A 25,391-nucleotide genomic window follows, 5' to 3' on the forward strand; every position below is an offset into this window, starting at 1 on the left:
ACGATTTTAGGAGAAATTTATGCCAACTCATCGTATCGATGGGCACACCTCACACAGCTACAACAGTGAACTGCGTTCTATTGTTGATGGGGTTGTTAATATGGGCGATTTGGTGATTACCCAAGTTCGCCATGCTTTAAGTGCATTTATGACCGGTGATGCCGCCCTTGCAAAGCAAGTCATTGAAAACGATCATAATATCAACTTACTTGAACTGGCGATTGACCAACAATGTATCGATATTTTAGTCAAACGGCAACCAGCAGCTCGGGATTTACGTGCCGTGTTTTCAATTATGAAAGCAATCATGGATCTTGAACGCATCGGCGATCAATCTAAACGCATTGCTCATGCGGTATTACGTTTAAAAGAACATCATCCGGGTAAAAAAAATTACTTTGATGGCATTGAAATGCAAGAAGATGCGTTTGAGCAGATCAATGCGCACGTAATAGATATGCTACAAAAATCGATGGATGCCTTTCATAATATGGATGCGGAAGAAGCATTACAAGCTGCAATATTGGACAATCACATCGACAACAGCTATGGGGAAATTTTACGGCAAAATGGTAAAGATATGCTGGTTCAGGGAACACATTACCAGACTATCTTAGAAATTACTTGGATTGGTCGTGCGGTAGAACGTATCGGCGATCATGCTCGTAATATCTGCGAATATACCATTTATTTCGTCAAAGGGCTGGATGTTCGACATAAAAAAGATCAAGAAATTGCTGAGTTATTAGCCAAAAAGTATTAGTTCTCTGTCTCGACAAACGCACTCAATCTCTATACCTAAACGACTTGAAGTTGCAAGTAGGCGGCAAGTGAGTGACAAATTTGTCTGGAACAAATTTGAACAGCCGTAGGCTGGCTTTTGGTGAGAGCCACGGATGGCTCTCATCATCCCCATGAGCATAGGCAAACGATGTGATTGAGGTGAAGAACGTAGCCAACACCTTAGCAGCTTCAAGTAGGAAGGGGATATCGAATCGAGGTTGAGAGCTCTGAGAAAAACAGCCATTTCTATACCGAGATGGCTGTTTTTTATTGAAGGAATAATCCATAACGCTGCCCTATTCGGCAGCGACCAATCGATTGGGTGATTAATTAAACCAATGACGCGTGCGATTAGCAAACCAGACTAAACTTAGCATCACGGGTACTTCCACTAGCACGCCAACCACCGTTGCCAACGCGGCACCAGAATGTAACCCAAACAGAGCAATCGCCACCGCCACCGCGAGTTCAAAAAAATTAGAAGTACCGATCATGCATGCTGGCGCGGCAATATTATGCGGTAAATCGATTTTCTTAGCAGCGAAGTAAGCCAACGCAAAAATGCCATAGGTTTGAATCAACAGCGGAATGGCAATTAACACAATCGCCAAAGGCTTAGAGAGAATGGTCTCGGCTTGAAAACCAAACAACAACACCACGGTTGCCAACAAACCAATTATCGACCAAGGTTTCATTTTTGCGGTAAAAGCGTTTAATCGGGAATGGTCATTGCCTTTATCGAGTTTTTTCCGCGTATAAATCCCAGCCAATAATGGGATCAATACATAGAGTACCACCGAGAGTAATAACGTATCCCAAGGGACGGTGATATCGGTCATCCCCAGCAAAAGCCCTGCAATAGGCGCAAAAGCGAAGATCATGATCACATTGTTTACCGACACCTGAACTAAGGTATAGTTTGCATCGCCTTTGGTTAATTGACTCCAGACAAACACCATTGCCGTACAGGGTGCAACACCCAGTAAAATCATCCCAGCAATGTATTCATTGGCGGTTTGTGGATCGACCCAGTTCGCAAAAAATACCTTAAAGAACAACCAACCTAAAAATGCCATGGTGAACGGTTTAATCAGCCAGTTGATCACCAAAGTCAGTACCAGACCTTTGGGCTTTTTGCCGACATCTTTAATGGAAGAAAAATCAATTTGCACCATCATTGGGTAAATCATTAACCAAATCAGCACCGCGATAACAATATTCACCTGCGCATATTCAAAGCGAGCAAATATCGCAAAGACATCCGGCGCTATTGAGCCAAGTGTAATACCAGCAATGATCGCCAGCCCTACCCAAACGGATAAGTAGCGCTCAAATAATCCCATATTTTCTCTCCTAGACGTTTTCGATTCATAAAATTTCAATAGATAAAAATAACGCATCATCGATGATTGGCTTAACCATTATTGAGATGATGCCGAATACGTATTGATTCTCACTGGTGAGCAGAGTGCGCCATTTGACTCAACGCTTCAATACCGACGGGTTCATTGACCAGCATCGGCACTAAGGCAATACGTTGGGCGTAAGCCTTAACCTGTTTTATTTGCTGGTACTCTTGTTGCGCACGTTGCTGAAGCAGTGGAGACTGAATGGTCGCGACCGACAACGCATTATTGACTATCCATCCCCAAGGATGAATACCGGCTCGAGCTAAATCATCTTGTAAATGTTTAGCTTCTAAAACCGGGGTGGTTTCAGCCAAGGTCGCAATCAATACCTTGGTTCTTGTGGGATCTTGCAACTGCATTAACGGGGTGGTGAAACGCTGATTATCACCCATCTTTTTGGCAATTTCTTTATGATACGCACCAGTCGCATCGAGAAGCAATAACGTATGTCCCGTCGGGGCGGTATCCATCACGACAAAGCGCTGCGCGGAATCGCGAATCGCTCGAGAAAAAGCCTGAAATGTGGCAATTTCTTCCGTACAAGGAGAACGGAGATCTTCTTCTAATAAGGCTTTTTCTGCGGCTGATAGGTTTTTACCTTTGGTCGCTAAGACATGCTGACGATAACGTTCTGTCTCTTCTTGTGGGTCAATGCGACTGACTTGTAGATTAGGTAACTCACCTTGTAGAGTCGCTTGTAAGTGAGCGGCCGGATCCGAGGTAGTGAGATGCACATCGAAACCTTTATTGGCTAGCCCAACCGCAATCGACGCGGCTAAGGTGGTTTTACCCACTCCGCCTTTCCCCATCAGCATAATTAAACCATGTTTGTCCTCGGCAATATCATCAATCATATTGGCCAAAGTTGGCGACTCAAGCTTGATTTGGCTGATTTGAGTGGGCATCGTCTCCAGAATAGACTCCGTTTGTAACAGGGAAGCTAATGCCTTAATACCGACCATATTATCCGCTTTAAGATCAATGGTATCTGTGCTCAAACCTTGTAAAATCTCAGGCAATGCGTGTAGTGCCGCTTGCTCTCGTTGTCTGATGGATGCCGCCAGAGGATCCTGACGCGCGGCGGACTCCGGCATTAGCCCATTGACCACTAAACACTGCTGCTGAATACCCAGCGAATACAGCTCTTGGTAGGTACGCGCAACCTCTTGTAATGCACTGCGCTGCGCTCTGGCGACTAAAATTAAGCGCGTTTGCTTGGCATCAGCAAGCATACTCACCGCATGAGCATATTGCTCACGCTGTTTTTCTAACCCCGCCATCGGTCCCAAACAGGAGGCACCCTCGGGATTAGCTTCAATAAAACTGCTCCACGCGCCGGGCAATTGCAGCAAACGGATCGTATGACCTGTCGGCGCGGTATCAAACACAATGTGATCAAAACGTTCCGCAAGCTCTGGATTGGTCAGCAAGTCGGTAAATTCATCAAAAGCGGCGATTTCTGTTGTACAAGCCCCAGATAGCTGCTCTTCAATACTGCGCAATGCATCACTAGGCAATAGGCCTTGCAATGGTCCGACAATGCGCTGACGATATTGCTCAGCCGCTTGCTGTGGATCTATTTCAATGGCAGATAAGTGTTCAATTTGTGTGATCGCGGTGATTTGATTACCAATCACTTGATTAAAGACTTGAGCCACATTAGAAGCGGGATCGGTACTCACTAACAACACCCGCTTACCTTGCTCAACTAAATGCAGCGCAGTGGCACAAGAAATTGATGTTTTGCCGACCCCACCTTTACCGGTAAAAAACAGATAAGGGGGTAAATTATTTAGAAATTTCATCGCTTTCTCCTAACAACAGCCGGGTGATTGACAACCTTTACTTGAGTCGCTTTGACTGGTGAGCATCACTAAGTCAAACCATTGTGCTAGCTCGTCTCGGGTCGGATACCGTCCTGATAGCACTAATTGCTCATCAAGGATAAATGCGGGTAAATGCTCAACCCCTTGTTGCTCAAGTAAGGTTTTGATTTGTGGCTGGGTAGCAAATGCCATCGGATCATGAGCCAAATTAAAACGTTTTATCGTTACATCTTGTTGTTTTAACCAATCCAGATCAGCTGAAAACTGGATTAACACTTGATCAGCATCAACGCCACACACTCCGCTACTGCAACACAGAGCGGGATCATAAATATGTAAGCTGTTCTTTTTGGCCGTTAAGCGATTAATTTTCATCGATAGATTCACCTTATTAGCAACAAACGATCCGAATCATGAGTGGCGTAACTTCACTCTGAAGAGAGCACCATCACATTCGATTTTTCAGATATATGGTAAATCATATATCTTATTTTACGCTCGTCAAGCATAAGATGTTGAAGTCGTAATCAAGCTAGCAAAGTGAAATTTTTGAGAAATATCGATAGTAACTATTCACCCGCGAGCTATTAACGTCGGGTTATGCTAAAAACGCTGACGTCTGATAATCCATTTTGAGCATATGATACTCGACGATTTCACGCAGCCAGTTATAAGCAAAGAGCTGTTGAAGTTTAGCTGTCTCGATTAGTGAGAACATCCGTTCACGGAACAAGTCTCCTCGATATGAACGGGTTACGTAACAGCACTTTCTCATCAATATGTAATTACGAAGAACTCGTTTCACTGCGTTGTTCGTTAGCGGACATTTGGAGTCATCCATAAAGCGCCATATTATTGCCTTATCGCAGATAAGATTTCGGCACCGACCTCGATCTCGCTCCGAACATTAATAACGGCCTAATTTGAGCCAATGAATCCAGCTTTTCCTTAACCGTCTAAGTCGGCGATATCTCTATTTTATTATCGACATACCAATAGTGACACCTGAAGACGCTGTGCGCGAGTAAAGCGAGTTTTCTGCCAATTTATGCCATAGAAAATGGATGATATCTTTCGCCTCTTCAGGCGAGTCGAAATCAGACGGTGGAGGTAATGCTTTATATTCATGTCTCAATCATGTCACTTGAAAACGATCAATCAAATGGACTGTGCGATCAAGTTAACTGGCTCACGTTAATACCTTATCAAAAGCTTGTGGGTGAATAGTTACAAAATAACGGTGGCATAAGAGTAAAGCCCTATCAATAAAAATATGATTACACGATTAACATCCACCAGTACAGCCAATATTGCTGCAACATTAATGAGCAATAAGATAGCAAGTCCCCTTGTCACCTGTAGCACCGGCTTTGCTGGTTGCTAAAGCTGGCTAATTGTTATAACGGGCTAATTGTTATAACGGGCGAATTGTTATAACGGACAGATTGTTATCACGGACAAATTGTTATAGCAGGCTAAAATCAACCTCTGGTAATGATTCAAAACCTGGCTTAGCAAAATAGTACCCCTGCATGAGGTCAACACCGATATCGCGTAAGAATTGCATTTCTTCTCGGGTTTCAATTCCTTCGGCTAATGGCGATATGTTCAGTTGACGAAGCATGCTAACGCAATGTTTAACGATCACTTGTCGAACAGCATCTTTATCAATATTACGAATCAAACTCATGTCTAATTTAGCAATATCGGTCTGAAAATCAGCGAGCCGGTTTAATCCAGAATATCCCGCGCCAAAGTCATCAATTGCCGTTTTGAAGCCTAAATTTCTATAATATTGGATAATATGTTGTATGTGCTGGTGATCCTGAACTTGTTCACCTTCTGTAAACTCAAACATGATTTGCCGCAACGGGAAATTATATTGATTCGCCGCCTCTAGCGTTGTTCTTATACAACGTTCTGGGCGATAAACCGCATTAGGTAAAAAATTAATACTGACCATCGAGGTAATATTCAGCTTTGAGGCTAAAGCGATCGCTTTTATCCGACACAGTTGGTCAAAGCGATACCGATTATCCTCCGTTACCTGTGAAATAACAGACAATGCAGATTCATTTTGTAACCCTCTGACCAAAGCCTCGTAGCCGAATACCTGCTTAGATGAACATTGAATGATGGGTTGAAAGGCCATGGTAAAATCGAAGCTAAGATCACGCCCTTCCATACATTGCTTGCAGGAAAAGTCGCTATCATTTGGTAGATCATTCATACTTGGTCTCTCATTATGGATGGAATCAGGTTTCATTTTTTAAGTACCTGTACTTAGGGTTCCAGCTTAATTTATCAAAAAGCGCGCAACCGACGATTAACCATCAGATAATGATAGATTAGGTAAAGTTGGTCAAATAATCACTATAATCAACAAATTAAAAGACGATTGTTTTGTTCACTGAACATCGCATATGCAAACGTTAATTCACCATATCAAAATATACCCAAACCACTTGGCGTTGCAGGTAAGCGGCAAGTGGGTGACAAATTTGTCTGAAACAAATTTGAACAGCCGTAGGCTGGCCTTTGATGAGAGCCACAGATGGCTCTCATCATCCCCATGAGCATAGACAGACGATGTGATTGGGGACAAAGAACGTAGCCAACACTCCTGCAGATTGAAGTAGGAAAGGTATAGCTGAGTGAATGATTAACTCCAGCTCGACATCAATTCATTCACCTGACTTGGAGAAATGCTTGATTGACCTTTAGGGTCTGAATGGCTAAGATCTCGCCCCCAATATCAGTCAGGAGATACCGTGCATGCCACTTACGCCGCCCTAGCGCGACCTTCACCTCTCACTTCACACCTTTTTATTTCATTTTTATAGAGAACAAACATGTTACAAAATATTAAGCGCGATTGGTTTTCCAATGTGCGAGGGGATGTTTTAGCTGGTCTTGTGGTTGCGTTAGCACTGATTCCTGAAGCGATCGCTTTTTCTATTATTGCCGGCGTTGATCCGAAAGTGGGTCTATACGCTTCTTTTAGTATTGCGGTGATTATCGCCTTTGTCGGTGGCCGCCCGGGGATGATCTCCGCAGCAACGGGGGCCATGGCATTATTAATGGTCACTTTGGTTAAAGAGCATGGCTTACAATATCTATTAGCCGCCACAGTATTGACCGGTATTTTTCAAATTGCGGCAGGTTACTTAAAATTAGGTAACTTGATGCGTTTTGTATCGCGTTCAGTGGTGACCGGCTTTGTCAATGCACTGGCGATTTTAATTTTTATGGCTCAGTTACCTGAGTTAACTCATGTCACCTGGCATGTCTATGCCATGACGCTGGGGGGGTTAGCTATTATCTATCTTTTCCCTTATCTCCCGGTGATTGGTAAGATGTTGCCTTCACCACTCGTTTGCATCATCACACTGACTCTGATCGCCATCAGCTTTGGTATCGACATTCGCACTGTCGGCGATATGGGCGACTTACCGGATACACTCCCTATCTTTTTATGGCCTGACGTGCCGTTCAACCTTGAAACCTTATTCATTATTCTGCCTTATTCGGCGGGACTTGCCGTGGTTGGTTTACTGGAATCCATGATGACCGCGACCATTGTCGATGACCTCACGGATACCCATAGTGATAAAAACCGCGAATGTAAAGGCCAAGGCCTAGCTAACATAGCTACCGGCTTTATCGGTGGCATGGCGGGCTGTGCAATGATTGGTCAATCAATCATTAACGTGAAATCAGGTGGACGAGGACGCTTATCCACTTTCTGCGCTGGGCTCTTTTTGTTGATCATGGTGGTGTTTTTAAGTGACTGGTTAAAACTCATCCCAATGGCTGCGTTAGTTGCGGTGATGATCATGGTTTCCATCGGTACATTTGCTTGGGGCTCGATTCGAGATCTTAAATCCCATCCGATTTCAACCAATATCGTCATGATTACCACTGTGGTTGTGGTGGTGTTTACCCATAACCTCGCGATTGGAGTGGGGATCGGTGTATTGCTTGCCTCACTATTCTTTGCCAATAAAATTGGCCGCTTTATGGTGGTGAAAAGTAATCTGACTCAAAATGATACCGAACGTACTTATCATGTTGTTGGGCAAGTCTTTTTTGCCTCGTCCGATCAATTTATTAAATCGTTCGACTTCAAAGAAGTCCTTGAGCGTGTCACTATCGACCTTTCTGCGGCACATTTTTGGGATATCACCGCTGTATCCTCATTAGATAAAGTGGTGATAAAATTTCGCCGTGAGGGAACTGAAGTGAATCTGGTGGGGATGAATGAAGCAACCGCCACCATTGTGGATAAATTTGGGATACACGATAAGCCTGAAGAAGTAGAAAAACTTATGGGCGGACATTAAGGAGCAAGTCATGACAAATATTATTGCCTGTATCGATGGTTCTAGCTACTCACAATCAGTAGCGGACTTAAGCATTTGGACTGCGCAAACTCTGTCTGCACCATTAACACTTTTGCATGTGCTTGATAAATCAGAGCGAGAAACCGAGCCAGAGCTTTCAGGAAATATCGGGCTGGGCAGCCGTGAACATCTACTACAAGAATTGATTGAGTTAGATGAAAAACGAGCCAAAGTCGCATTAAGGCACGGAAAGGCACTGCTCAATGAGTTGGAAGCAAAAGCATTAGAGTCTGGTTTTGCTGATCTAACTAAGTTGCAAAAACATGGTGACTTACTAGAAACACTGCTTGATATGGAACAAAACATTCGTGTTCTTGTGGTCGGTAAATCAGGTGAAATGAACCAAAGTAACACCAAAGCGGTGGGCTCTCAGTTAGAGAGTGTCGTTCGTACCATTAAAAGCCATATTCTTGTGGCAACGGGCGACTTTACGCCACCAGAAAGTTATCTATTAGCTTTTGATGGCAGTGAAATTAGCCACAAATTAGTTGAAAAAGCCATCAATACTCCACTTTTGAAAGGGATGACGTGCCACCTCGTTATGGTGGAAGATGCTAATGATAAAGCGGAAGCTTTTACTAAAGCAGCACAAAAACTGAGAGAAAATGGCATTGAGGTGGTTGAAGCCAGCTTAACGGGTGAAGTTCATCGTGCGATTTTAAATTATCAAGAGAGCAATGCACTAGGCCTAATCGTTATGGGCGCTTACGGACATTCCAAGCTCCGTCAGTTTTTTGTCGGTAGCAACACCACAAAAATTATTGTTGAGTCTAGCGTTCCGTTATTGTTGATTCGCTAACGAACCTAACTTTTACCCATTATCATCAGCCAATAAAAAGCCCTAACCACCGTTAGGGCTTTTTTAATGGCATTTTATACCGTTGCTACTTGGTTACTTAGCTTTTCTTGGCTCGCTCATCAGCCCTTTAATTAAGGAGACGGCAGCCACTAACAGTACGATAGTAAACGGAAGGCCAGTAGTCACCGCCATCGCTTGTGCTGCGGCAAGACCGCCACCTAACATCAGAGAAATCGCCACTAACCCCTCAAACGTACACCAGAAAATACGTTGCGGTGTCGGTGCGTCCACTTTACCACCTGCAGCAATCGTATCGATAACTAAAGAACCAGAATCAGAGGAGGTTACAAAAAACACCACCACTAAGATAATCCCCACAACCGAGGTTATGCTAGCCAACGGCATCGCATCTAACATAGCAAACAATTTCACCGGTAAATCGGCCCCAATAACGGCTTGATAACCATCATTGACGTATTGGCTAATCGCGGTGCCACCAAACGCGGTCATCCAGAAAACACAAACGGTCGACGGAATTAAGAGTACACAGACAATAAACTCACGCACGGTTCGTCCACGAGAAACTCGGGCAATAAACATCCCAACAAAAGGAGACCAAGAGATCCACCATGCCCAATAAAAGGCAGTCCAACCTTGTGAGTAATTGACATCTTCTCGCGCAAACGGCATTGAAAGCTCAGGTAATGTCGTGATATAGGCAAAGATATTGTCAAAGAACCCAGTCAAAATGGCGAGAGTTGGTCCTGCGATCACAATGAATAACAACAATAAAGCAGCAAGCCCCATATTGATTTCAGATAAGCGTTTCACGCCACTATCTAAACCCGCCACCACTGAAATTAACGCAAAACCGGTGATTACCACAATCAACACTACTTGGGTGGTATCCGTTAATGGTACTCCAAAGAGGAAGTTCAAACCGGTAGCGGCTTGAGAAGCCCCATAACCCAGTGAAGTCGCAAGGCCAAAGACCGTAGCCACAACCGCTAGAATATCAATGATGTGCCCTGTCCAACCCCAAACCCGTTCACCAAACAGAGGATAAAATACCGAACGCATGGTCAGCGGTAAGCCTTTATTAAAAGAAAAAATCGCTAACCCCAAAGCCAGTAATGCGTAAATCGCCCAAGGATGAAGTGCCCAGTGATAAATGGTGGCGGCCATACCAAGACGACGAGCCGCTTCACTGTCACCAACCGCGCCACCTAGTGGTGCCCAGTCCGTTCGCACGCCATTTTCAAATACAGGGCCAGATAGTGCACTACTAAAATGAGACATTGGCTCAGACACGCCAAAGAATACCAAACCAATTCCCATTCCGGCGGCAAACAACATAGCAAGCCAGCCTGCATAGGAGTAGTCAGGTACTGCATCGGTACCACCAATACGGACTCGACCCAGCGGTGACACCACCAAACCTAAACAGATTAAGACAAAAATATTACCTGAGAGTAAGAAAAACCAATCCAGATGCGAGGTTAACCAACCTCTCATATGAACAAATAACGGCTCCACTTGCTCACGAAAAATCAGAGTAGCAAACACAAAGATAACAATTGCTAACCCTGATACAGCAAACACTCGGTTATGGATATCTAATCCGAAGGGACCTACAGAGACCACAACGTTATCTTGCCCAACAGTATAATCTGTATCAATTGGGTTTACCTTGCCACTAGGGCGAGGAATTCCACCATTATCACTACTCACACATCTCTCCTTCATGCAAAGTTGTCATCAACATACAAATTATTACCTTCAATCGATGATGTTAGCCACTGTGTCTGTCTTTCTTGTTCCTATAGGATTGTGCTCAAAAAAGCCACGACAAGCCCGACGTTAACAAAAGGCGCTTATTAATAGCATTAGAAGCGAACCGACACAATGCTGATAAATCAAGCTACGAATAAAAAATGCATTCCTCCTCAAATCCAACATGGTACCGTTCCCAAATTAAATATAGTCGCAGTGGTGGTAGCATTGGATTCGGTACGGGCGTTCTCTTATTCGCCTTAGCGTGGCGACGTCGTATTAACCGTTAATGTGCCCTTTCCCTTCAAGTAATACGTTGATGGCTTGAAGGGAAACATTGACCTCTAGATTGATCACTTAAGAGGTTCATTGGTTATCTATCCCACCAGTGAAATCATGAGCAAACCATAAGCGTGACGGTGGGATACTGATTGCTCTTGATTAACAGGTGCAATATCGTTAATAACTTGTTATGGTAACGAGAAATTTACTCTAGCAGTTATCCCTTTTGAAAGAGAAAAATATTGTTGTTGAATTCAACGGCGTAAACAAGTGGTATGGCGAATATCACGCCCTAAAGAATATTAATTTGTCAGTGCATTCTGGCGAAATCTTGGTCATTTGCGGGCCATCCGGATCAGGAAAATCCACGCTAATCCGTTGTATTAACCATCTAGAATCCATCCAGGCTGGACAACTCACTGTGTTCGGACAACCGGCTGATGCTGACACACTCAAACCCGGTAAAGTCGGTATGGTGTTCCAACATTTTCATCTTTTCCCCCACCTTACTGTTTTAGAAAATCTTACTCTCGCTCCAATCCGTACCCTAAAACTCAGTGTGTCAGCAGCCAAACAAAGAGCCCTGCATTACCTAAAACGAGTGAATATTGAAGAACAAGCCAATAAATACCCCATTCAATTATCAGGAGGTCAGCAGCAACGTGTTGCCATCGCTCGTTCACTTTGTATGGAACCTGATCTGCTATTATTTGATGAGCCCACCTCGGCGCTCGATCCTGAGATGATAAACGAAGTACTTGATGTCATGGTCAAGCTAGCACAAAGCGGTATGACGATGATTTGTGTCACTCACGAAATGGGCTTTGCAAAAAAAGTGGCCAACCGCGTCGTTTTTATGGATGAAGGTGAAATTATCGAAATGAATGCCCCAATGACTTTATTTGAACAGCCCAAACATCCGCGCACTCAAGCGTTCTTAAACCAAATTCTGAGTCACTAGATGCTCTATCGAGTCTTTAAACCCGTTCTTCAAGCAGTGGCTCAAATAATAATACTACTGATGCTCATGGCTTGGATTCTTGATTCAGGAGCTCAAGCGATAGGGTATCAATGGCAGTGGGAACGAGTACCTGATTACCTCGCCTTCTATGAAGATGGTCAATGGTGGCCCGCTCAATTGATTGATGGCCTTATTATTACGGTCAAAATTTCCGCGCTAAGTCTATTGTTCACTCTGGTGATTGGTTTCGTGGCCGCGCTATTAAGGCTCAGTCAATCTGTAGTCGGTAATACCATTGGTAGTGTGTACGTAGAATTAATTCGGAACACACCACTATTGGTACAAATTTATTTACTCTACTTTATTTTTGGACCAGTCATTGGCTTAGACCGATTTAGTACCGCCATCTTGGCACTTTCACTTTTTCAAGGCGCTTACACCACGGAGATCTTTCGTGGCGGATTAAATAGCATTCCCACCAGTCAATTTGAAGCGGCCAAAACGTTAGGGTTATCACCTTTCTTTACCTATAAAGACGTTATTTTACCGCAAGTATTACAACGCACATTACCACCATTGACCAACGAACTGGTATCACTGATCAAAAATTCTTCTATAGTCAGTGTGATGGCCATTTTCGATCTAACTACCGAGGCAAGAAACATTGTCTCTGAAACGGCCATGCCGTTTGAAATCTGGTTTACTGTGGCGGCAATCTACCTTGCCTTCACATTATCACTGTCTGGCTTATCCGCTTGGCTAGAACACAAACTAGGAGCCAGTTGGCGCAAATTATAAGGAGATAACATGAGGTTATTCAGAGCAACCATCACCGCATTACTAGGGATCACCATTGCCCTCCCCTCACTGGCGAACCCAAGTACAACAACGCCGAATCTGGATCAAATCAAAGAACGGGGAACGTTACGTGTCGGTATGTCAACATTCGTGCCTTGGGCTATGCGTAACAAACAGGGGGAATTAATCGGTTTTGAAATCGACGTCGCCAAACGTCTGGCGGCAGATTCGGGATTAAACGTCGAATTTGTCCCGACCGCTTGGGATGGCATTATCCCCGCGCTACTGGCTAAAAAGTTTGATGTTATTATCGGCGGTATGTCTATTACCCCAGAACGTTCAAAGAGCGTATTGTTCAGCGCGCCTTATTCTCACTCTGGCGTACAAATCGCCGCCAATAAAACCTTGGCTTCTGGCTTTAGTGAATTTTCAGACTTTAATTCCCGTCGGATAAAAATCGCGGCCCGCCGGGGTGCTTTTACCGTCCAAGTGGCGCGTGAAACCTTCCCTAAAGCAAAAATCTTGCAATTTGATGATGACGCACAAGCATTTCAAGAAGTACTGAACGGTAACGCTCATGCCGTTATTGCATCCAGCCCTAAGCCTGAACACGAAACGATCAAACATGCGGACAAGCTCTTCCTTCCCTTTACTCAGCGTTTATCACAGGGTAATGAAGCCTTCGCTGTACGTTTGGGAGAAGAAGATAAGCGAGCATTCTTCAACCAGTGGATTGATGCACGAACCCAAGACGGTTGGTTAGATGAACGCTACCAATATTGGTTTTCAACTCTAGACTGGCAAGACCAAATCGCGCAAGGTCAGTAGGCTCAACACCAACTCGTTGAACGGGTTGGTGTACTTCTTATCATGGAGACAAACCTTGAGCGAACATACCACTTTTCGTCTTTTATCCAATAGAACCCAAACGGGCTCTTTCTTTCCACGTTTTCAGCGACTCGATTGGGTGTTGCTGCTGATCTGCAGTGGTATTGGTATATGGCTCTATCATCGTTCAAGCGCCGGAGTCAATTATCTTTGGCACTGGCAAGAAACCATTGAACTATTGTTTACACCAAGAGCCGATGGCAGCTTACCGTACTTTTTTCAAGGCTTAATTTCGACATTGCGTTTAAGTGTATGGGGCATCGTTTTTGCCTTAATATTAGGTACGCTTTTGGGCTTGGCTCGCTTTTCATCATCGGGATGGCTACGTACCCCCGCCAATGCGTTTATTCAATTAGTGCGCAATATTCCACCATTGGTCTTTGTCTTCATTTTCTATTTTTTTATCTCCAACCAATTAATTCCTCTGTTGGGTTTAGAAAATCTGCTGCGCCACTATCGCGGACAGCCCAACATGATTCAATATGTCTTGTTTGGCCCAGCCAACCTCTGGGAAAATCTAGCCTCTGGAGTCATTTGTGTCGGCTTACTCTCCTCCGCTTATATTGCCGAGGTCGTGCGTGGTGGTTTGCAAAGTATCGACAATGGTCAATGGGAAGCCGCCGATTCACTCGGCCTGTCTCGTTGGGTAACCTATCGATTTGTCATCGCGCCTCAAGTCATTAAAGCCATCACTCCGGCACTTGCAGGTCAAACTATTTCGCTAGTCAAAGACACATCGATTGTTTCGTTGATTTCGATTCAGGAAATGACCTTCGTGGGTACCGAAATGGCAAACTCATCTGGCTACATTTTCGAAATTTGGCTTATTGTTGGCTTCACCTACTTGCTTATTTGTTTGAGTCTCTCACTCTATTTTCGTTACATAGAGAAACGATCACACTTGGGATCGGATCGATGAGTAATCTGACCGTTTTTTTAGCTATCGTTGTTATTGTTGCCGGGTTCGCCTTTTGGCTGCATCTGGCTTTTCGTGTGCCTAAATCTTGCCAACAAGTGACTCCTGAGTCACTCGGTTTACATTCAACCGCGTGTTCAGTTCCAGCTGAAAACGGCAAATATTTAGCAACATGGTTACTCGAGCCGAAATCCTCTGTCCTGTCTGATACAACCGTAATCATCGTGCATGGCTGGGGAGCGAATAAAAGTCTTATGCTACCTCTGGCTAAACCTTTTTATGATCTCGGCGTCAACGTCTGTTTGTTTGATTCTCGCAACCACGGCAATAGTGAATCGGATAGTTTTTCTTCCATGCCGAAATTCGCTAGCGATATTGAATCGGTTCACCGGTATCTTTCACAACACCATCCACACCAGATGCGTTCGGTCTTTCTTCTTGGCCATTCTGTGGGTGCAGGAGCAGTGCTGTTGGCCGCATCAAGAAAACTACCGCTTAATGGCGTGATAAGTATTGCGGCATTTGCCCACCCAGAACTCGCGATGCGGCGTTTTTTGCATAAATTAACCAATGTCCCTGCACTGATACCTTTGATTCTTGCTTACGTTGAGTGGATCATCGGCTACAAATTCGAGCAAATTGCTCCGATGAATACCATTCAAAAAGTAACGTCTGCGTTAATGATTGTACACGGCAATGCGGATAAGACCGTACCGATTGAAGACGGCTATCTTATTTATCAGCAAGCAAAAAAAGGAATCTCGCAACAAATACGCTTTCTGGAAATTGATGGAGCCGATCATGATGGCGTGGAAAAGATTGAGCTGCACAAGCAAGAGCTGACCGATTTTGTCCTGCACAATAGGAAAAGATCTGAAGAGCAAAACCTCTGAAGATTTGAAGACTACCATCTAATAATCAGCCAATCGAATAAGCAGCTCCTGACGAGGAAAATCGAGCAAGATAAAACACTAGACAGATCTTAAGGCCTTCATTACAATCACAAAATATGCAAATCATTGTATCGCACCAAGATGCTCATCCAATAAACAAAATACATCGCAATCCAATCACGCCCGCAAGACACTCATGTCACGACAACCTCAAGAGATCAATTAATGGGACATTTTACTGAAGATAACCACAGCTTAGGTGGCACGCTCAAGGATCATATTCTCAATCGGGATCTGGTTGCTATCAGCCAAGTGGTCAACCCTAACAATGTCAATAACAAGCTTGTTCAGGACGGAATTCACCATAGCCGACCACTCGATTTTGCCCTAGAACAGGCCAATCCCGAACTCGATAGAGTTGTTCAGCACCTACTCAAACTGGGTGCCAGCATTAATCACTTACTCGACAAGCAGCGTAAGCCCAATCATGTATTACAGCGCGCACTGCGCTCGGGCGAGATGGTGCGTATGCTTAGCGAGCAGGGGGTCAATCTCAACATTATTTGGCAAAGAGAGTTTAATCTCTTGTCACTAGCCACCTGCCGTGGTGACTATCGAATGGTCAAGGCCGTGTTGGAACAGCAACTGCCACTGTTAGATGATGAATGTTTCTTCTGGCATTGCTTCAGTCGCAACCCTGCTCTGGAACCACAAACCGTGCAATTGCTGCTCTCTCACGGCATCGCATATCAAGGCAGTGAAGAACGAGAATATTGTGACTCACTCCTATTTCAATTATTCAATGCTCCGATGCCAGAGCAGAAAATACTCGCCATATTCAATATGCTAATCGAGCAGAAATACCACTACGACTTAGAGCGAGGTTACTCGGCTTCTGGTGAGACTTTACTGGCAATGGCGATAAAAAATGGCCAACGCCTAATCTTGACTCGACTCGTAGAGCTAGGAGCAGATATCGACCACTATCAACCAGAGGTCGCGCGTATGCTACTAACCAAAGATCAGTTGCTGTCCCGTTTGATACTTGATGAGAGTCTGGATCTGTTTTCTGCCGATGCGAACGAGGTTGAGCGCTATCTTACCATCCAAGCCGATTTCAGTGGCAAGCCTGTGGTCGGCCCAATTTTGTGTCACTCCAACTTATCATCTAGCCAGCGCTGTCAACTTGCTGAGTTAGCGATAGCCAAAGGCGCTGAGGTTAACCAAGCGTTCGCTTTCACCACCGCTGGTGGCACTGAACTCTTCTGTACTCCGCTCTATGCTTTATGTTCTATGGAGCAGAATAGGTTGGATGAAGTTGCCCTGTTACTACGCCATGGTGCAGAGGATCCCCATGATCATCGAAGTGCCCTATTTCTAACCATCGAACGCGCTCAGCTTGACCAACTCAACGTACTGTTGCAAGGCGGAATTACCCCTAACTTTGCCCTACGCGGCAAACCTGTCAATGAAAACTGCCGTATGAATGATGAATTGTGGATAAGCCATTTCTATCCAAGTCATCTCAGGGTAAAACCCAACTTGGCACAAAAGTCAGCCATGTTCAACATGCTGTTAGAGGCTGGATTAAGCAGCCTACTGCAAACCGATTCCGGCTGGACAGCTCTGGATATTGCCTTACTTCATAAAGACGCTGAGTTTGTACAACAAATGCTAACTCACGGTTTTCAACCACCATTGAGTGCCCACACCTTGAACTGGGCGTTCGAATACTGCTGCGATCTGCCCACACTGGAGGCCTTAATCGCCTTAAGTGAGAGTCCGGTTGAAATTACTCCCGAAATGGTCTCTGGTTATTTCCATTATTTTGCCAACAAACCTGAGGAAACCGCTCAAGATCGCGCAGCGATTTTTGAACTGTTACTCAATCTAGGGTTAGATCTGCAACAACAATATGATGAAGGTTCACTACTCGAATTGGCCATTCACACCCGCAACGAGCCAATAATACGGCGACTGCTGCAACTCAAACAGCCATTCCCGTTTCCAGCAGATGCCGTCGCTTCAGCGATACACTTTCTGCGAGATCCACAACTTGTGGGCGATATCGTTGCTCTGTATCCCGATTACCAACTGGCCGATGTGCATCAAAGCTTTTCCGGCAATCACAAAGCCCCAGCAACCGCGATTACTCTAGCACTGCACAAAAAATGCTGGTCTTTAGCCCAATATCTACTGCAACGCTTCCCCACGATGCGCGCATGGACCGAGGTGCGTTGGCTTGCTGAAGATGTTCTCTGGGAGCTTAAAGAGGACGGCTTGGAGCTGTTCCGGGTACTCATAGAGCGCGAACAAGATCTCGATCGTCTCTGTTTTGATGGTGACGACAGCTGCCGGTGGAGTTTATTGTATCTGCTCTGTTTCCGCTATGCGAGATGCAAACAAAACAAACAACTCTATCTTAATGCGGTGGAGATTTTGCTCGAAGCTGGTGCAGCTGTCGATCAACCTTATGCCATCCATGTTGAACATACGCCCACCAATCCCGATATCACCCACCTTTTCTCTTGTATCCTCAGTGATGCGGACAATGACTTTGAATACTGCCGTCCCATGTTTGATCTACTTATCGATTATGGTGTCGACCCGACTCGCCCGGTGGGACAGTTCCAAGAATCTGGAATCATGAGTTCAGTACAACGATATCCTTCTTCGATCAATGAAGAAACCAGCCTAAAATTCGTTCGCTATCTGTGGCAAAGAACAGGATTCAATATCCATGAAGTCAATCAGCTTGGGAATAACCTGATCTTTGCTGCCGCCATGCCAGGGCGTGCTGAACTCTTACGTTGGTTTGCTGAGCATGGTGCTGACATCCATCATGTCGGCGGATTCGATCATTCCAATGCGATGCATAAATGTTTGTCCAACTATTCAGACGTCAACCCAATCGATCGTGCTAATACCGTATTAGCCCTATTGGAGCTGGGGGTGGATCTTGAGGTTCTAGATCCTGATCCAGATTCCAGAGCGACGCCGCTGATGACAGCTTGTACCTTTGGTATCCAGTCTTGCATTGACCTATTACTCAAGCGTGGAGCAGATATCAATGCCGTGTCACCTTTGGGTGACACCCCACTGCTAGCGGCTATCACCAGTCAATACTGCTACGATGCTCACTCTTCTATCGAAGCCAACAAAAAGGGATTAGTCACTCAACTGGTGAAGCGAGGAGCCAAAATCAATAGTCTGACCCCTGGACGCCACCACCCCTTGTTAGAGGCCTCCTTCGCCAATCGGCCTGGAATCTTTGAATGCTTGCTCGAACTTGGAGCCGATCCTTGGATGATCGATCCCAACCTCAAGTCAGAATCCTCATCGAATATCGGATTTGCCAAACCCCAGACCCCCGATGCTAATGGGATGAATCCGTTGGGCTTCCTGTTGATGCATGGTGAACAAGCCAGTCATTATGTACAGCTCATCGCTGGTTACTATGGTGATGCGGTGATCGCCTCTGGAATAGCCGACCTTGAAGCCATGCGACCACCGGTGTGCCCAGCAGATGCGGCAACAAAGCTGGCCGAATTCAACAAACCGAAGTCCCAAGCGCCACAAACGCAAAGCGCGATGCCCCAAGCCAGTGTCGGCTTTAAAGATCACGAAACGCGACTTCAATTCCGCCGTATTGTCCGTCAATCGGTGACCTTACTAGGAGTCAGCTTTCGCTTGGATCTGGAATTTTCCGAAACCCGAGCCCTCGGTGCGGCTATCGAGGCTCAGTGTCCTGATGCCAATATGGATAATGCCGTCAACTGGCAACGCTTTATCAGCGCCGTATTCAATCAAACGTCGCCAGAGCTAGCACAAGCATTACAAACCAATGACGAGGAGACGCAGTGTATCTTCGAGGTCGATCCCAATAAAATCGCAAGCCTGCCCCAAATTCAGGCTTTGGAGCAGTTATTCCGTGAGCTGTTTGCTAGCCCAAGAGCGGTGCTCAATGCTCTTGAACAAGTGCAACATGAGATTGAGTGGCAAACCGTTAGCGCGACTTCTTCAACTCTCAACCAGGCCACAGAAACACCAATAACCACTCCAGATGACGTCGTCCCCTTGGATCTGCGCGAGATGTACCAGATCATGGCCAACTTCGGTTTTGTTAACGTCATTTTCAAATTAGATTCAACCAGTATGCAACAGCTGGCCAACCGCATACAGAGTGTGTTACCTCTCAAAATGGATGCTGAAGACTGGAAAAAAATTATCCAAGCCCTCTGTTACAGCCAATTGGGTGATTTGACTAAATACATCTCCTTTGAAGCCATCGGCAACCACTTTCGAGTAGTACTTGAAGATGAACCTGGAGTCAAACATGAACTGGTAAAAAACTTCCGTCAGATGCTACAGCAACTGTTCCATACCGAGCAGAGCTTCGTAGAACAGGTGATGACAATACGCCAACATTTGCTGGCTGACGCCTGATATGCGAGTGATCACCCGTCTGCTTTATGCCTTAGTAATTTCGCTTTTCTGGCTAGTCGCTGCACGCTACTATGTACCGGCCAAATTAGCAGGGTTCAAAGCCGCTAGGATTTGTCGACGCCATTTTGCTGCCAACCTCAAAGTAACTAACTGCCACACCGCTTGCGTCGGTGGCGAGCTAGTACCCCGCAAGGGGTACTACACCTTGCGGCTTTACCACCAGACTTGGGGTGAACACCTCAATTTATACTGGTTAAAACGTCAAGAGATATCGGCTGACCGTTTCTCACAGGCATTGGCAAAGCTGCACGCTCAAATCCAAGCAGAACGGACAAGGCTTGCTGAGTTATCGACTCAGCTTGGTAGTCCATTATGGTTATTACGTAATCATCATGCGAACGAACTTCACCAGCAACAAATCTTACTGCTGATGCCACCAGAAACGCCCCAAGCTCTGACCCCTTGGCTGAAACGTTTGGCTCGCTTACTGCTGGATAACCCAGATTGCTGCGCTTACCTGATCTCAAAAGAGCAGCAAGTCAATTTGGCAAATCGGTTGGAGCCGGCCTTACTGACTGAGCGGTTAGGGGAAAATGTCCGTCTTAAATATGGCATTCCAGGACACAAAATAACGACAGGAGGCTTCTGTCCCTATCGCTTGATTGAGGCGCAGAGTTGCCTGAAACTCTATCGACCTCAGAATTTTGGCAAACTACAACCAGAAATTTCGGGCATAATCCCTCAAACGCTCTCTTTGGATCACGCGCTTTTGCGTCAGGCATTTCCCTCGCTGTTTATCTGGCCACTTTCCCCGCCATCAGAATGATTCAGGTTTCTATCTCATGGCTGGCCAGCCTCACTCGGCAAACAAAAAGGTCATGCAAAATAGTCGAGTGTCCATCGAGCCGGATCAAGCTCAGACATTCAATAGACACAAGTTAATAGACCGACTAACTTTCAAATGAAAGTTTGTCGCCGAACGTATCTTTCCAGTCTTTATCGAACTGCTCAACCGCTGGTTTTACTGCTGGATGAGCGAACATTTGCTCTGCCACATCGGTCGGTAGCGTAATCGCTTCAATACCCAGTTTCATCACTGCCATCGCTTGCTGAGTATTCTTAAAGCTAGCAGCCAAAATCTTCGCCGGTAGTTGGTTTTGATCCAACAGCAATTGAAGGTCTGCAACCACTTCAACACCATTACCGTTCATCGCATCAATACGGTTGACATAAGGGGCTAAGTAGTCAGCACCACACAGTGCCGCAAGGAAACCTTGTTGAGCCGAGTAAATCGCCGTCGCAAGAACCTGAATTCCTTCTTTTTTCATCAACTTAATTGCAGCTAATCCCGTTTCTGTTGCAGGCACTTTTACCACCATATCATAAGGCAATTCATGGAGTTGGCGCGCTTCTGCAACCATACCTTCAACCGTAGAACTGACCACCTGAGCATGAAAGCGAGCATGACTGCCAAGGGCTTCTTGCATGCCGGCGAGGGTGTCATTGAGCCCCTGTTTTGACTTTGCCAAAATGCTTGGGTTAGTTGTCACACCTTTTAGCGGTAAGCACTGGTTAAAACGTTTCACTTCTGCCACATCAGCCGTATCTAAATAAAGTTCAATCATGGTTCCCACCTTAAAACAATCTCTTCGTTTTGATGATGGGATCACTATAGATCCGACAATCGAACAAGATGTTGATTTGGATCAATTGAAATTTCATTTGAAACAATCTAATTTCACAATATGAAAGATTGATGCAGTGGATACACACGTAAATAAAGCGATTAACCAACGAAAAGTGGCCCATAAGTGTCAACCGCGAAGCGTAATCCAAGAGGTAAGCAGAAATGTATTTTAATATTCAGAGATTCTCTACCCATGATGGTGACGGCATTCGTTCCATTCTTTTTCTTAAAGGGTGCAGTTTGTCTTGCCCTTGGTGCCAAAATCCAGAAAGCCGCAGCGAAAAACGCTCGTTATTTTTTGATCCACGAAGCTGTATGGCAGATTGCCAACTGTGTGTCTCCGCTTATCAAGCGACAGTAAACGATGACGAGCTGAATGATGGCATTCGACGTCTTAATAACCAGATCACCATCAATCGTCAAGCAATCACAGACGATCAACTGATTGCGCTGCAAAATGTTTGTCCGACTCAAGCACTCAGTGTATGTGGAGAAGAAACACAATCAGACGAACTGTTTAAGCTATTAATGAAAGACAAGCCTTTCTATGACCAAAGCCAAGGCGGTGTGACATTCTCGGGAGGTGAGCCATTAATGCAAGCCGATTTAGTCGCCGAACTCGCACAACGTTTACAGAGCAATCAAGTCGCTACCGCGATTGAATCGTGCATGCATGTACCATGGAAGAATGTGGCAAAAGTGGCCCCACACATCGATTGCTGGCTCGCAGATCTAAAGCATACCGATGAAGAAAAATTTCTTAGCTGGGCCAAAGGTTCACTAAAACGCATCAAAGACAATTTCCGAAAACTGGCTCCCATCGCCAAGCGGATTGTGATTCGCGTGCCCGTTGTGCCGGGTTTTAACGACACCCTCGAAGAGTTACACAACATCATCGATTTTGCCGCTTCACTAACAAGCTGCCAAGAACTTCATTTGCTGCCGTACCACACACTCGGCATCAATAAATACCGTTTGCTCGATATGCCGTACCTGTGTTCTGACAAACCATTAAACAAGCCAGAACTGCTAGAAAGCGCCATGCAATACGCAAGCGATCATACTCAACTCAACGTGATTGTAAGAGGTTAACCATGAATCTGAATACCCTTCCTGAGCGTATCAAAGCGCACAAATCGGCCCTGATCAATATCGTCACACCACCTATCTGTACCGAGCGTGCTGAGGCCTACACTCGTGCTTATCAGGCCAATGAGGATAAACCTGTGATTGTCCAGCGTGCATTAGCACTCCAAGAGCACTTACGGACTCGTACCATTTGGATTAAACATGATGAACTGATTGTCGGTAACCAAGCAAGCAAAGTCCGTGCAGCACCTATCTTCCCTGAATACACCGTACGTTGGATTGAAGCAGAAATCGATGAACTGGCCGATCGCCCAGGCGCGGGTTTTGCTGTCACCGAACAAGACAAACAACGCATCCATACGATGACACCGTACTGGCGCGGTAAAACGGTTCAAGACCGTTGCTATGGGTTATTTACCGATGAGCAGCAAAAGATCTTAGCCAGCAGCATCATCAAAGCCGAAGGGAATATGACATCTGGTGACGCTCACCTAGCCGTTGATAATGAGAAAATCCTTAAACTCGGGATGAATGGGCTATTAGACGAGGTTCGTCAGCATCGCGCCAATAATGATGTCTCGACCTTTGAAGGGTTAAAAAAAGAGCAGTTCTATAAATCTGTCGAAATCGTGTTGCTGGCGATTCAAGAGCACATGGTAAGTTACGCTGATCTTGCGCAAAAAATGGCAATAAGCGAAACACGACCAGAGAGAGCAAAGGAACTAGAGACAATCGCACACATCTGTCGTCATGTTGCCTACCATGCCCCAACCAACTTTTGGCAAGCCCTGCAATTGAGCTATTTTGTGCAGTTGATGTTGCAAATTGAGTCGAACGGCCACTCGGTGTCATTTGGTCGGATAGATCAATACCTCAACGACTACTACGTACGTGATCTTGAACATGGCCTAATGAGCAAAGCTTTCGCCCTTGAACTATTGCAAAGCTGCTGGTTAAAGCTGCTTGAAGTGAACAAAATTCGCTCCGGCGCGCACTCCAAAGCCTCAGCAGGATCGCCGCTTTATCAAAACGTCTGTATCGGCGGTCAGAAGTTAAATGAAAATGGTGAGCCAGAAGATGCTGTCAATCCTCTGTCTTGGGCGATTTTGGAATCTTGTGGTCAGCTTCGTTCGACGCAACCTAACTTGAGTGTGCGTTATCATGAAGGTTTGAACCAAGCGTTCTTGATGGGCTGCATTGACGTGATTAAATGTGGCTTTGGTATGCCTGCCTTTAACAACGATGAAATTGTGATTCCTGAATTCATCAAGCTGGGCGTAGAGAAACAAGACGCTTATAACTACGCATCTATCGGCTGTATCGAAACGGCGGTTCCGGGCAAATGGGGTTACCGTTGTACCGGTATGAGCTTTATTAACTTTGTGCGTATCCTGCTGGCCGCGCTGAACGAAGGTATAGATGCGACAACCGGTCACGCTTTCTTACCACACGATAAGTCTTTGGCAAAAGGCAATTTCGAGAACTTTGAACAAGTGACCGCCTCTTGGGCTGAACAAATCCGTTACTACACGCGTAAATCGATTGAGATCGATACCGTAGTCGATAGTGTGCTTGAACAACAAGCGCAAGACATCTTCTGTTCAACGCTGGTAGACGATTGTTTAGCTCGTGGTAAAACCGTGAAAGAAGGCGGCGCAAAATACGATTGGGTATCTGGTTTACAAGTGGGAATCGCAAACTTGGGAAACAGCCTAGCGGCAATCAAACACCTTGTTTTCGATGAGGCGCAAATCACCCAGCCAGAGCTGGCCAAAGCCTTAGAAGAAAATTTCGAAGGTATTGAGAACGAACAGCTTCGCCAACGTTTAATCAATTTCGCGCCCAAATACGGCAATGATGATGACACGGTAGACCAACTACTCACCCATGCCTACCAAGTTTACATTGATGAGCTAGAACAGTTCGTCAACACACGTCATGGTCGCGGCCCAATTGGTGGCGGCTACTACGCCGGTACATCAAGTATTTCCGCGAACGTGCCATTTGGTGCATCAACCATGGCAACGCCAGACGGTCGCAAAGCGAAAACGCCACTGGCAGAGGGGGCAAGCCCAGCATCTGGCTCAGATCGCTTAGGGCCAACGGCTGTCTACAACTCGGTGGGTAAGATCCCAGCAAACAAGATTCTTGGTGGTGTACTGCTTAACCAGAAGTTAAGCCCATCAGCGGTCGCGTCTGAAGGGGATAAACACAAGCTTTCAATGTTGATCCGTACCTTCTTCAACCATCACAAAGGATGGCATGTACAGTACAATATCGTCTCACGCGATACCTTATTGGCTGCCAAGAAGAATCCAGAACAATATCGTGACTTAGTCGTACGTGTCGCAGGCTACTCAGCCTTCTTCACTGCGCTCTCGCCAGATGCGCAAGACGACATCATCGCCCGTACAGAGCATGAGTTATAATTGAAACTT

At 45.5% G+C, this 25,391-nt stretch carries 20 protein-coding genes; 13 read left to right on the plus strand and 7 right to left on the minus strand.

Translation table 11 applies throughout. The features are described 5' to 3' along the window. The first annotated feature begins 19 nt into the window (after positions 1 to 19). Positions 20 to 763 (plus strand): phosphate signaling complex protein PhoU, encoded by a 744-nt coding sequence (phoU, locus tag FKN05_RS04430; protein ID WP_170886975.1) that lies wholly within the window; start codon positions 20 to 22, stop codon positions 761 to 763. Positions 764 to 1,109: 346 nt separating this feature from the next. Here the strand turns inward: phoU and arsB are convergent, their stop codons facing one another. The 5 genes from arsB to FKN05_RS04455 form a co-directional block, all read right to left on the minus strand. Then, positions 1,110 to 2,126, minus strand: coding sequence for an ACR3 family arsenite efflux transporter (gene arsB, locus FKN05_RS04435; RefSeq protein ID WP_158138589.1), 1,017 nt, complete (start codon positions 2,124 to 2,126; stop codon positions 1,110 to 1,112). Between the two features lie 110 nt (positions 2,127 to 2,236). After that, a complete protein-coding gene (arsA, locus tag FKN05_RS04440) occupies positions 2,237 to 3,997 on the minus strand; it encodes an arsenical pump-driving ATPase (RefSeq protein ID WP_170886976.1) in 1,761 nt (586 codons plus the stop codon). A gap of 9 nt (positions 3,998 to 4,006) precedes the next feature. Then, positions 4,007 to 4,393 (minus strand): arsenite efflux transporter metallochaperone ArsD, encoded by a 387-nt coding sequence (arsD, locus tag FKN05_RS04445; protein WP_040904225.1) that lies wholly within the window; start codon positions 4,391 to 4,393, stop codon positions 4,007 to 4,009. 223 nt (positions 4,394 to 4,616) lie between these two features. After that, complete coding sequence (locus FKN05_RS16580; protein ID WP_249339267.1) at positions 4,617 to 4,859, minus strand: hypothetical protein; 243 nt, start codon at positions 4,857 to 4,859, stop codon at positions 4,617 to 4,619. A 624-nt stretch (positions 4,860 to 5,483) separates the two neighbouring features. Next, positions 5,484 to 6,248: an EAL domain-containing protein gene (locus tag FKN05_RS04455; protein ID WP_099612262.1), complete on the minus strand. Its 765-nt coding sequence runs from the start codon at positions 6,246 to 6,248 to the stop codon at positions 5,484 to 5,486. Positions 6,249 to 6,870: 622 nt separating this feature from the next. Between FKN05_RS04455 and FKN05_RS04460 the strand changes: the two genes are divergently transcribed. Continuing rightward, positions 6,871 to 8,361, plus strand: a complete 1,491-nt coding sequence (locus FKN05_RS04460; protein WP_170886977.1) for a SulP family inorganic anion transporter — start codon at positions 6,871 to 6,873, stop codon at positions 8,359 to 8,361. 10 nt (positions 8,362 to 8,371) lie between these two features. Continuing rightward, positions 8,372 to 9,220 (plus strand): universal stress protein, encoded by an 849-nt coding sequence (locus FKN05_RS04465; RefSeq protein ID WP_161428149.1) that lies wholly within the window; start codon positions 8,372 to 8,374, stop codon positions 9,218 to 9,220. A 93-nt stretch (positions 9,221 to 9,313) separates the two neighbouring features. On the opposite strand, the gene FKN05_RS04470 is transcribed toward FKN05_RS04465, so the two are convergent. Further along, the gene (locus FKN05_RS04470; RefSeq protein ID WP_170886978.1) at positions 9,314 to 10,951 is read right to left on the minus strand and encodes a BCCT family transporter; all 1,638 of its coding nucleotides are present in this window, start codon (positions 10,949 to 10,951) and stop codon (positions 9,314 to 9,316) included. A gap of 203 nt (positions 10,952 to 11,154) precedes the next feature. On the opposite strand from FKN05_RS04470, the gene FKN05_RS16890 reads away from it, so the two are divergent. From FKN05_RS16890 to FKN05_RS04510, 8 genes are all read left to right on the plus strand, one after another. Next, positions 11,155 to 11,283 (plus strand): GlyGly-CTERM sorting domain-containing protein, encoded by a 129-nt coding sequence (locus tag FKN05_RS16890; RefSeq protein WP_170886979.1) that lies wholly within the window; start codon positions 11,155 to 11,157, stop codon positions 11,281 to 11,283. A 218-nt stretch (positions 11,284 to 11,501) separates the two neighbouring features. After that, positions 11,502 to 12,236, plus strand: a complete 735-nt coding sequence (locus tag FKN05_RS04480) for an amino acid ABC transporter ATP-binding protein (protein WP_099612259.1) — start codon at positions 11,502 to 11,504, stop codon at positions 12,234 to 12,236. Further along, on the plus strand, positions 12,237 to 13,034 hold the full coding sequence (locus FKN05_RS04485) for an amino acid ABC transporter permease (protein ID WP_099612258.1): 798 nt from the start codon (positions 12,237 to 12,239) through the stop codon (positions 13,032 to 13,034). Positions 13,035 to 13,043: 9 nt separating this feature from the next. After that, positions 13,044 to 13,862, plus strand: a complete 819-nt coding sequence (locus FKN05_RS04490; RefSeq protein WP_099612257.1) for a transporter substrate-binding domain-containing protein — start codon at positions 13,044 to 13,046, stop codon at positions 13,860 to 13,862. Positions 13,863 to 13,917: 55 nt separating this feature from the next. Continuing rightward, positions 13,918 to 14,841: an amino acid ABC transporter permease gene (locus tag FKN05_RS04495; RefSeq protein ID WP_170886980.1), complete on the plus strand. Its 924-nt coding sequence runs from the start codon at positions 13,918 to 13,920 to the stop codon at positions 14,839 to 14,841. Beyond that, positions 14,838 to 15,731, plus strand: a complete 894-nt coding sequence (locus FKN05_RS04500) for an alpha/beta hydrolase (RefSeq protein ID WP_099612256.1) — start codon at positions 14,838 to 14,840, stop codon at positions 15,729 to 15,731. The genes FKN05_RS04495 and FKN05_RS04500 overlap by 4 nt, the downstream gene beginning before the upstream one ends. Before the next feature lie 225 nt (positions 15,732 to 15,956). Beyond that, the gene (locus FKN05_RS04505; RefSeq protein ID WP_170886981.1) at positions 15,957 to 20,177 is read left to right on the plus strand and encodes an ankyrin repeat domain-containing protein; all 4,221 of its coding nucleotides are present in this window, start codon (positions 15,957 to 15,959) and stop codon (positions 20,175 to 20,177) included. A 1-nt stretch (position 20,178) separates the two neighbouring features. Beyond that, complete coding sequence (locus tag FKN05_RS04510; RefSeq protein ID WP_170886982.1) at positions 20,179 to 21,003, plus strand: hypothetical protein; 825 nt, start codon at positions 20,179 to 20,181, stop codon at positions 21,001 to 21,003. Positions 21,004 to 21,127: 124 nt separating this feature from the next. On the opposite strand, the gene FKN05_RS04515 is transcribed toward FKN05_RS04510, so the two are convergent. Continuing rightward, positions 21,128 to 21,802: a fructose-6-phosphate aldolase gene (locus FKN05_RS04515; protein ID WP_170886983.1), complete on the minus strand. Its 675-nt coding sequence runs from the start codon at positions 21,800 to 21,802 to the stop codon at positions 21,128 to 21,130. Between the two features lie 224 nt (positions 21,803 to 22,026). Here FKN05_RS04515 and FKN05_RS04520 point away from each other — a divergent pair, with 224 nt between their 5' ends. Next, positions 22,027 to 22,956 carry a glycyl-radical enzyme activating protein gene (locus tag FKN05_RS04520; RefSeq protein WP_161428140.1) on the plus strand — a complete coding sequence of 310 codons (930 nt, stop codon included), beginning with the start codon at positions 22,027 to 22,029 and terminating at the stop codon, positions 22,954 to 22,956. A 2-nt stretch (positions 22,957 to 22,958) separates the two neighbouring features. Continuing rightward, positions 22,959 to 25,382 (plus strand): formate C-acetyltransferase/glycerol dehydratase family glycyl radical enzyme, encoded by a 2,424-nt coding sequence (locus FKN05_RS04525; protein WP_170886984.1) that lies wholly within the window; start codon positions 22,959 to 22,961, stop codon positions 25,380 to 25,382. Positions 25,383 to 25,391: the final 9 nt, after the last annotated feature.

It is taken from the genome of Vibrio sp. 1-1(7) (assembly GCF_013048485.1).
GTDB lineage: Bacteria > Pseudomonadota > Gammaproteobacteria > Enterobacterales > Vibrionaceae > Vibrio > Vibrio fujianensis.

Excerpts from the sequence above, each read along its gene's own strand:
- FKN05_RS04485 (WP_099612258.1), top strand. The coding sequence starts at position 12,237 with ATGCTCTATCGAGTCTTTAAACCCGTTCTTCAAGCAGTGGCTCAAATA.
- FKN05_RS04515 (WP_170886983.1), bottom strand. The coding sequence starts at position 21,802 with ATGATTGAACTTTATTTAGATACGGCTGATGTGGCAGAAGTGAAACGT.
- FKN05_RS04500 (WP_099612256.1), top strand. The coding sequence starts at position 14,838 with ATGAGTAATCTGACCGTTTTTTTAGCTATCGTTGTTATTGTTGCCGGG.
- FKN05_RS04505 (WP_170886981.1), top strand. The coding sequence starts at position 15,957 with ATGGGACATTTTACTGAAGATAACCACAGCTTAGGTGGCACGCTCAAG.
- FKN05_RS04465 (WP_161428149.1), top strand. The coding sequence starts at position 8,372 with ATGACAAATATTATTGCCTGTATCGATGGTTCTAGCTACTCACAATCA.
- FKN05_RS16580 (WP_249339267.1), bottom strand. The coding sequence starts at position 4,859 with ATGGATGACTCCAAATGTCCGCTAACGAACAACGCAGTGAAACGAGTT.
- FKN05_RS16890 (WP_170886979.1), top strand. The coding sequence starts at position 11,155 with ATGCATTCCTCCTCAAATCCAACATGGTACCGTTCCCAAATTAAATAT.
- FKN05_RS04525 (WP_170886984.1), top strand. The coding sequence starts at position 22,959 with ATGAATCTGAATACCCTTCCTGAGCGTATCAAAGCGCACAAATCGGCC.
- FKN05_RS04455 (WP_099612262.1), bottom strand. The coding sequence starts at position 6,248 with ATGAATGATCTACCAAATGATAGCGACTTTTCCTGCAAGCAATGTATG.
- phoU (WP_170886975.1), top strand. The coding sequence starts at position 20 with ATGCCAACTCATCGTATCGATGGGCACACCTCACACAGCTACAACAGT.
- arsB (WP_158138589.1), bottom strand. The coding sequence starts at position 2,126 with ATGGGATTATTTGAGCGCTACTTATCCGTTTGGGTAGGGCTGGCGATC.
- FKN05_RS04460 (WP_170886977.1), top strand. The coding sequence starts at position 6,871 with ATGTTACAAAATATTAAGCGCGATTGGTTTTCCAATGTGCGAGGGGAT.
- arsD (WP_040904225.1), bottom strand. The coding sequence starts at position 4,393 with ATGAAAATTAATCGCTTAACGGCCAAAAAGAACAGCTTACATATTTAT.
- FKN05_RS04520 (WP_161428140.1), top strand. The coding sequence starts at position 22,027 with ATGTATTTTAATATTCAGAGATTCTCTACCCATGATGGTGACGGCATT.
- FKN05_RS04490 (WP_099612257.1), top strand. The coding sequence starts at position 13,044 with ATGAGGTTATTCAGAGCAACCATCACCGCATTACTAGGGATCACCATT.
- FKN05_RS04510 (WP_170886982.1), top strand. The coding sequence starts at position 20,179 with ATGCGAGTGATCACCCGTCTGCTTTATGCCTTAGTAATTTCGCTTTTC.
- arsA (WP_170886976.1), bottom strand. The coding sequence starts at position 3,997 with ATGAAATTTCTAAATAATTTACCCCCTTATCTGTTTTTTACCGGTAAA.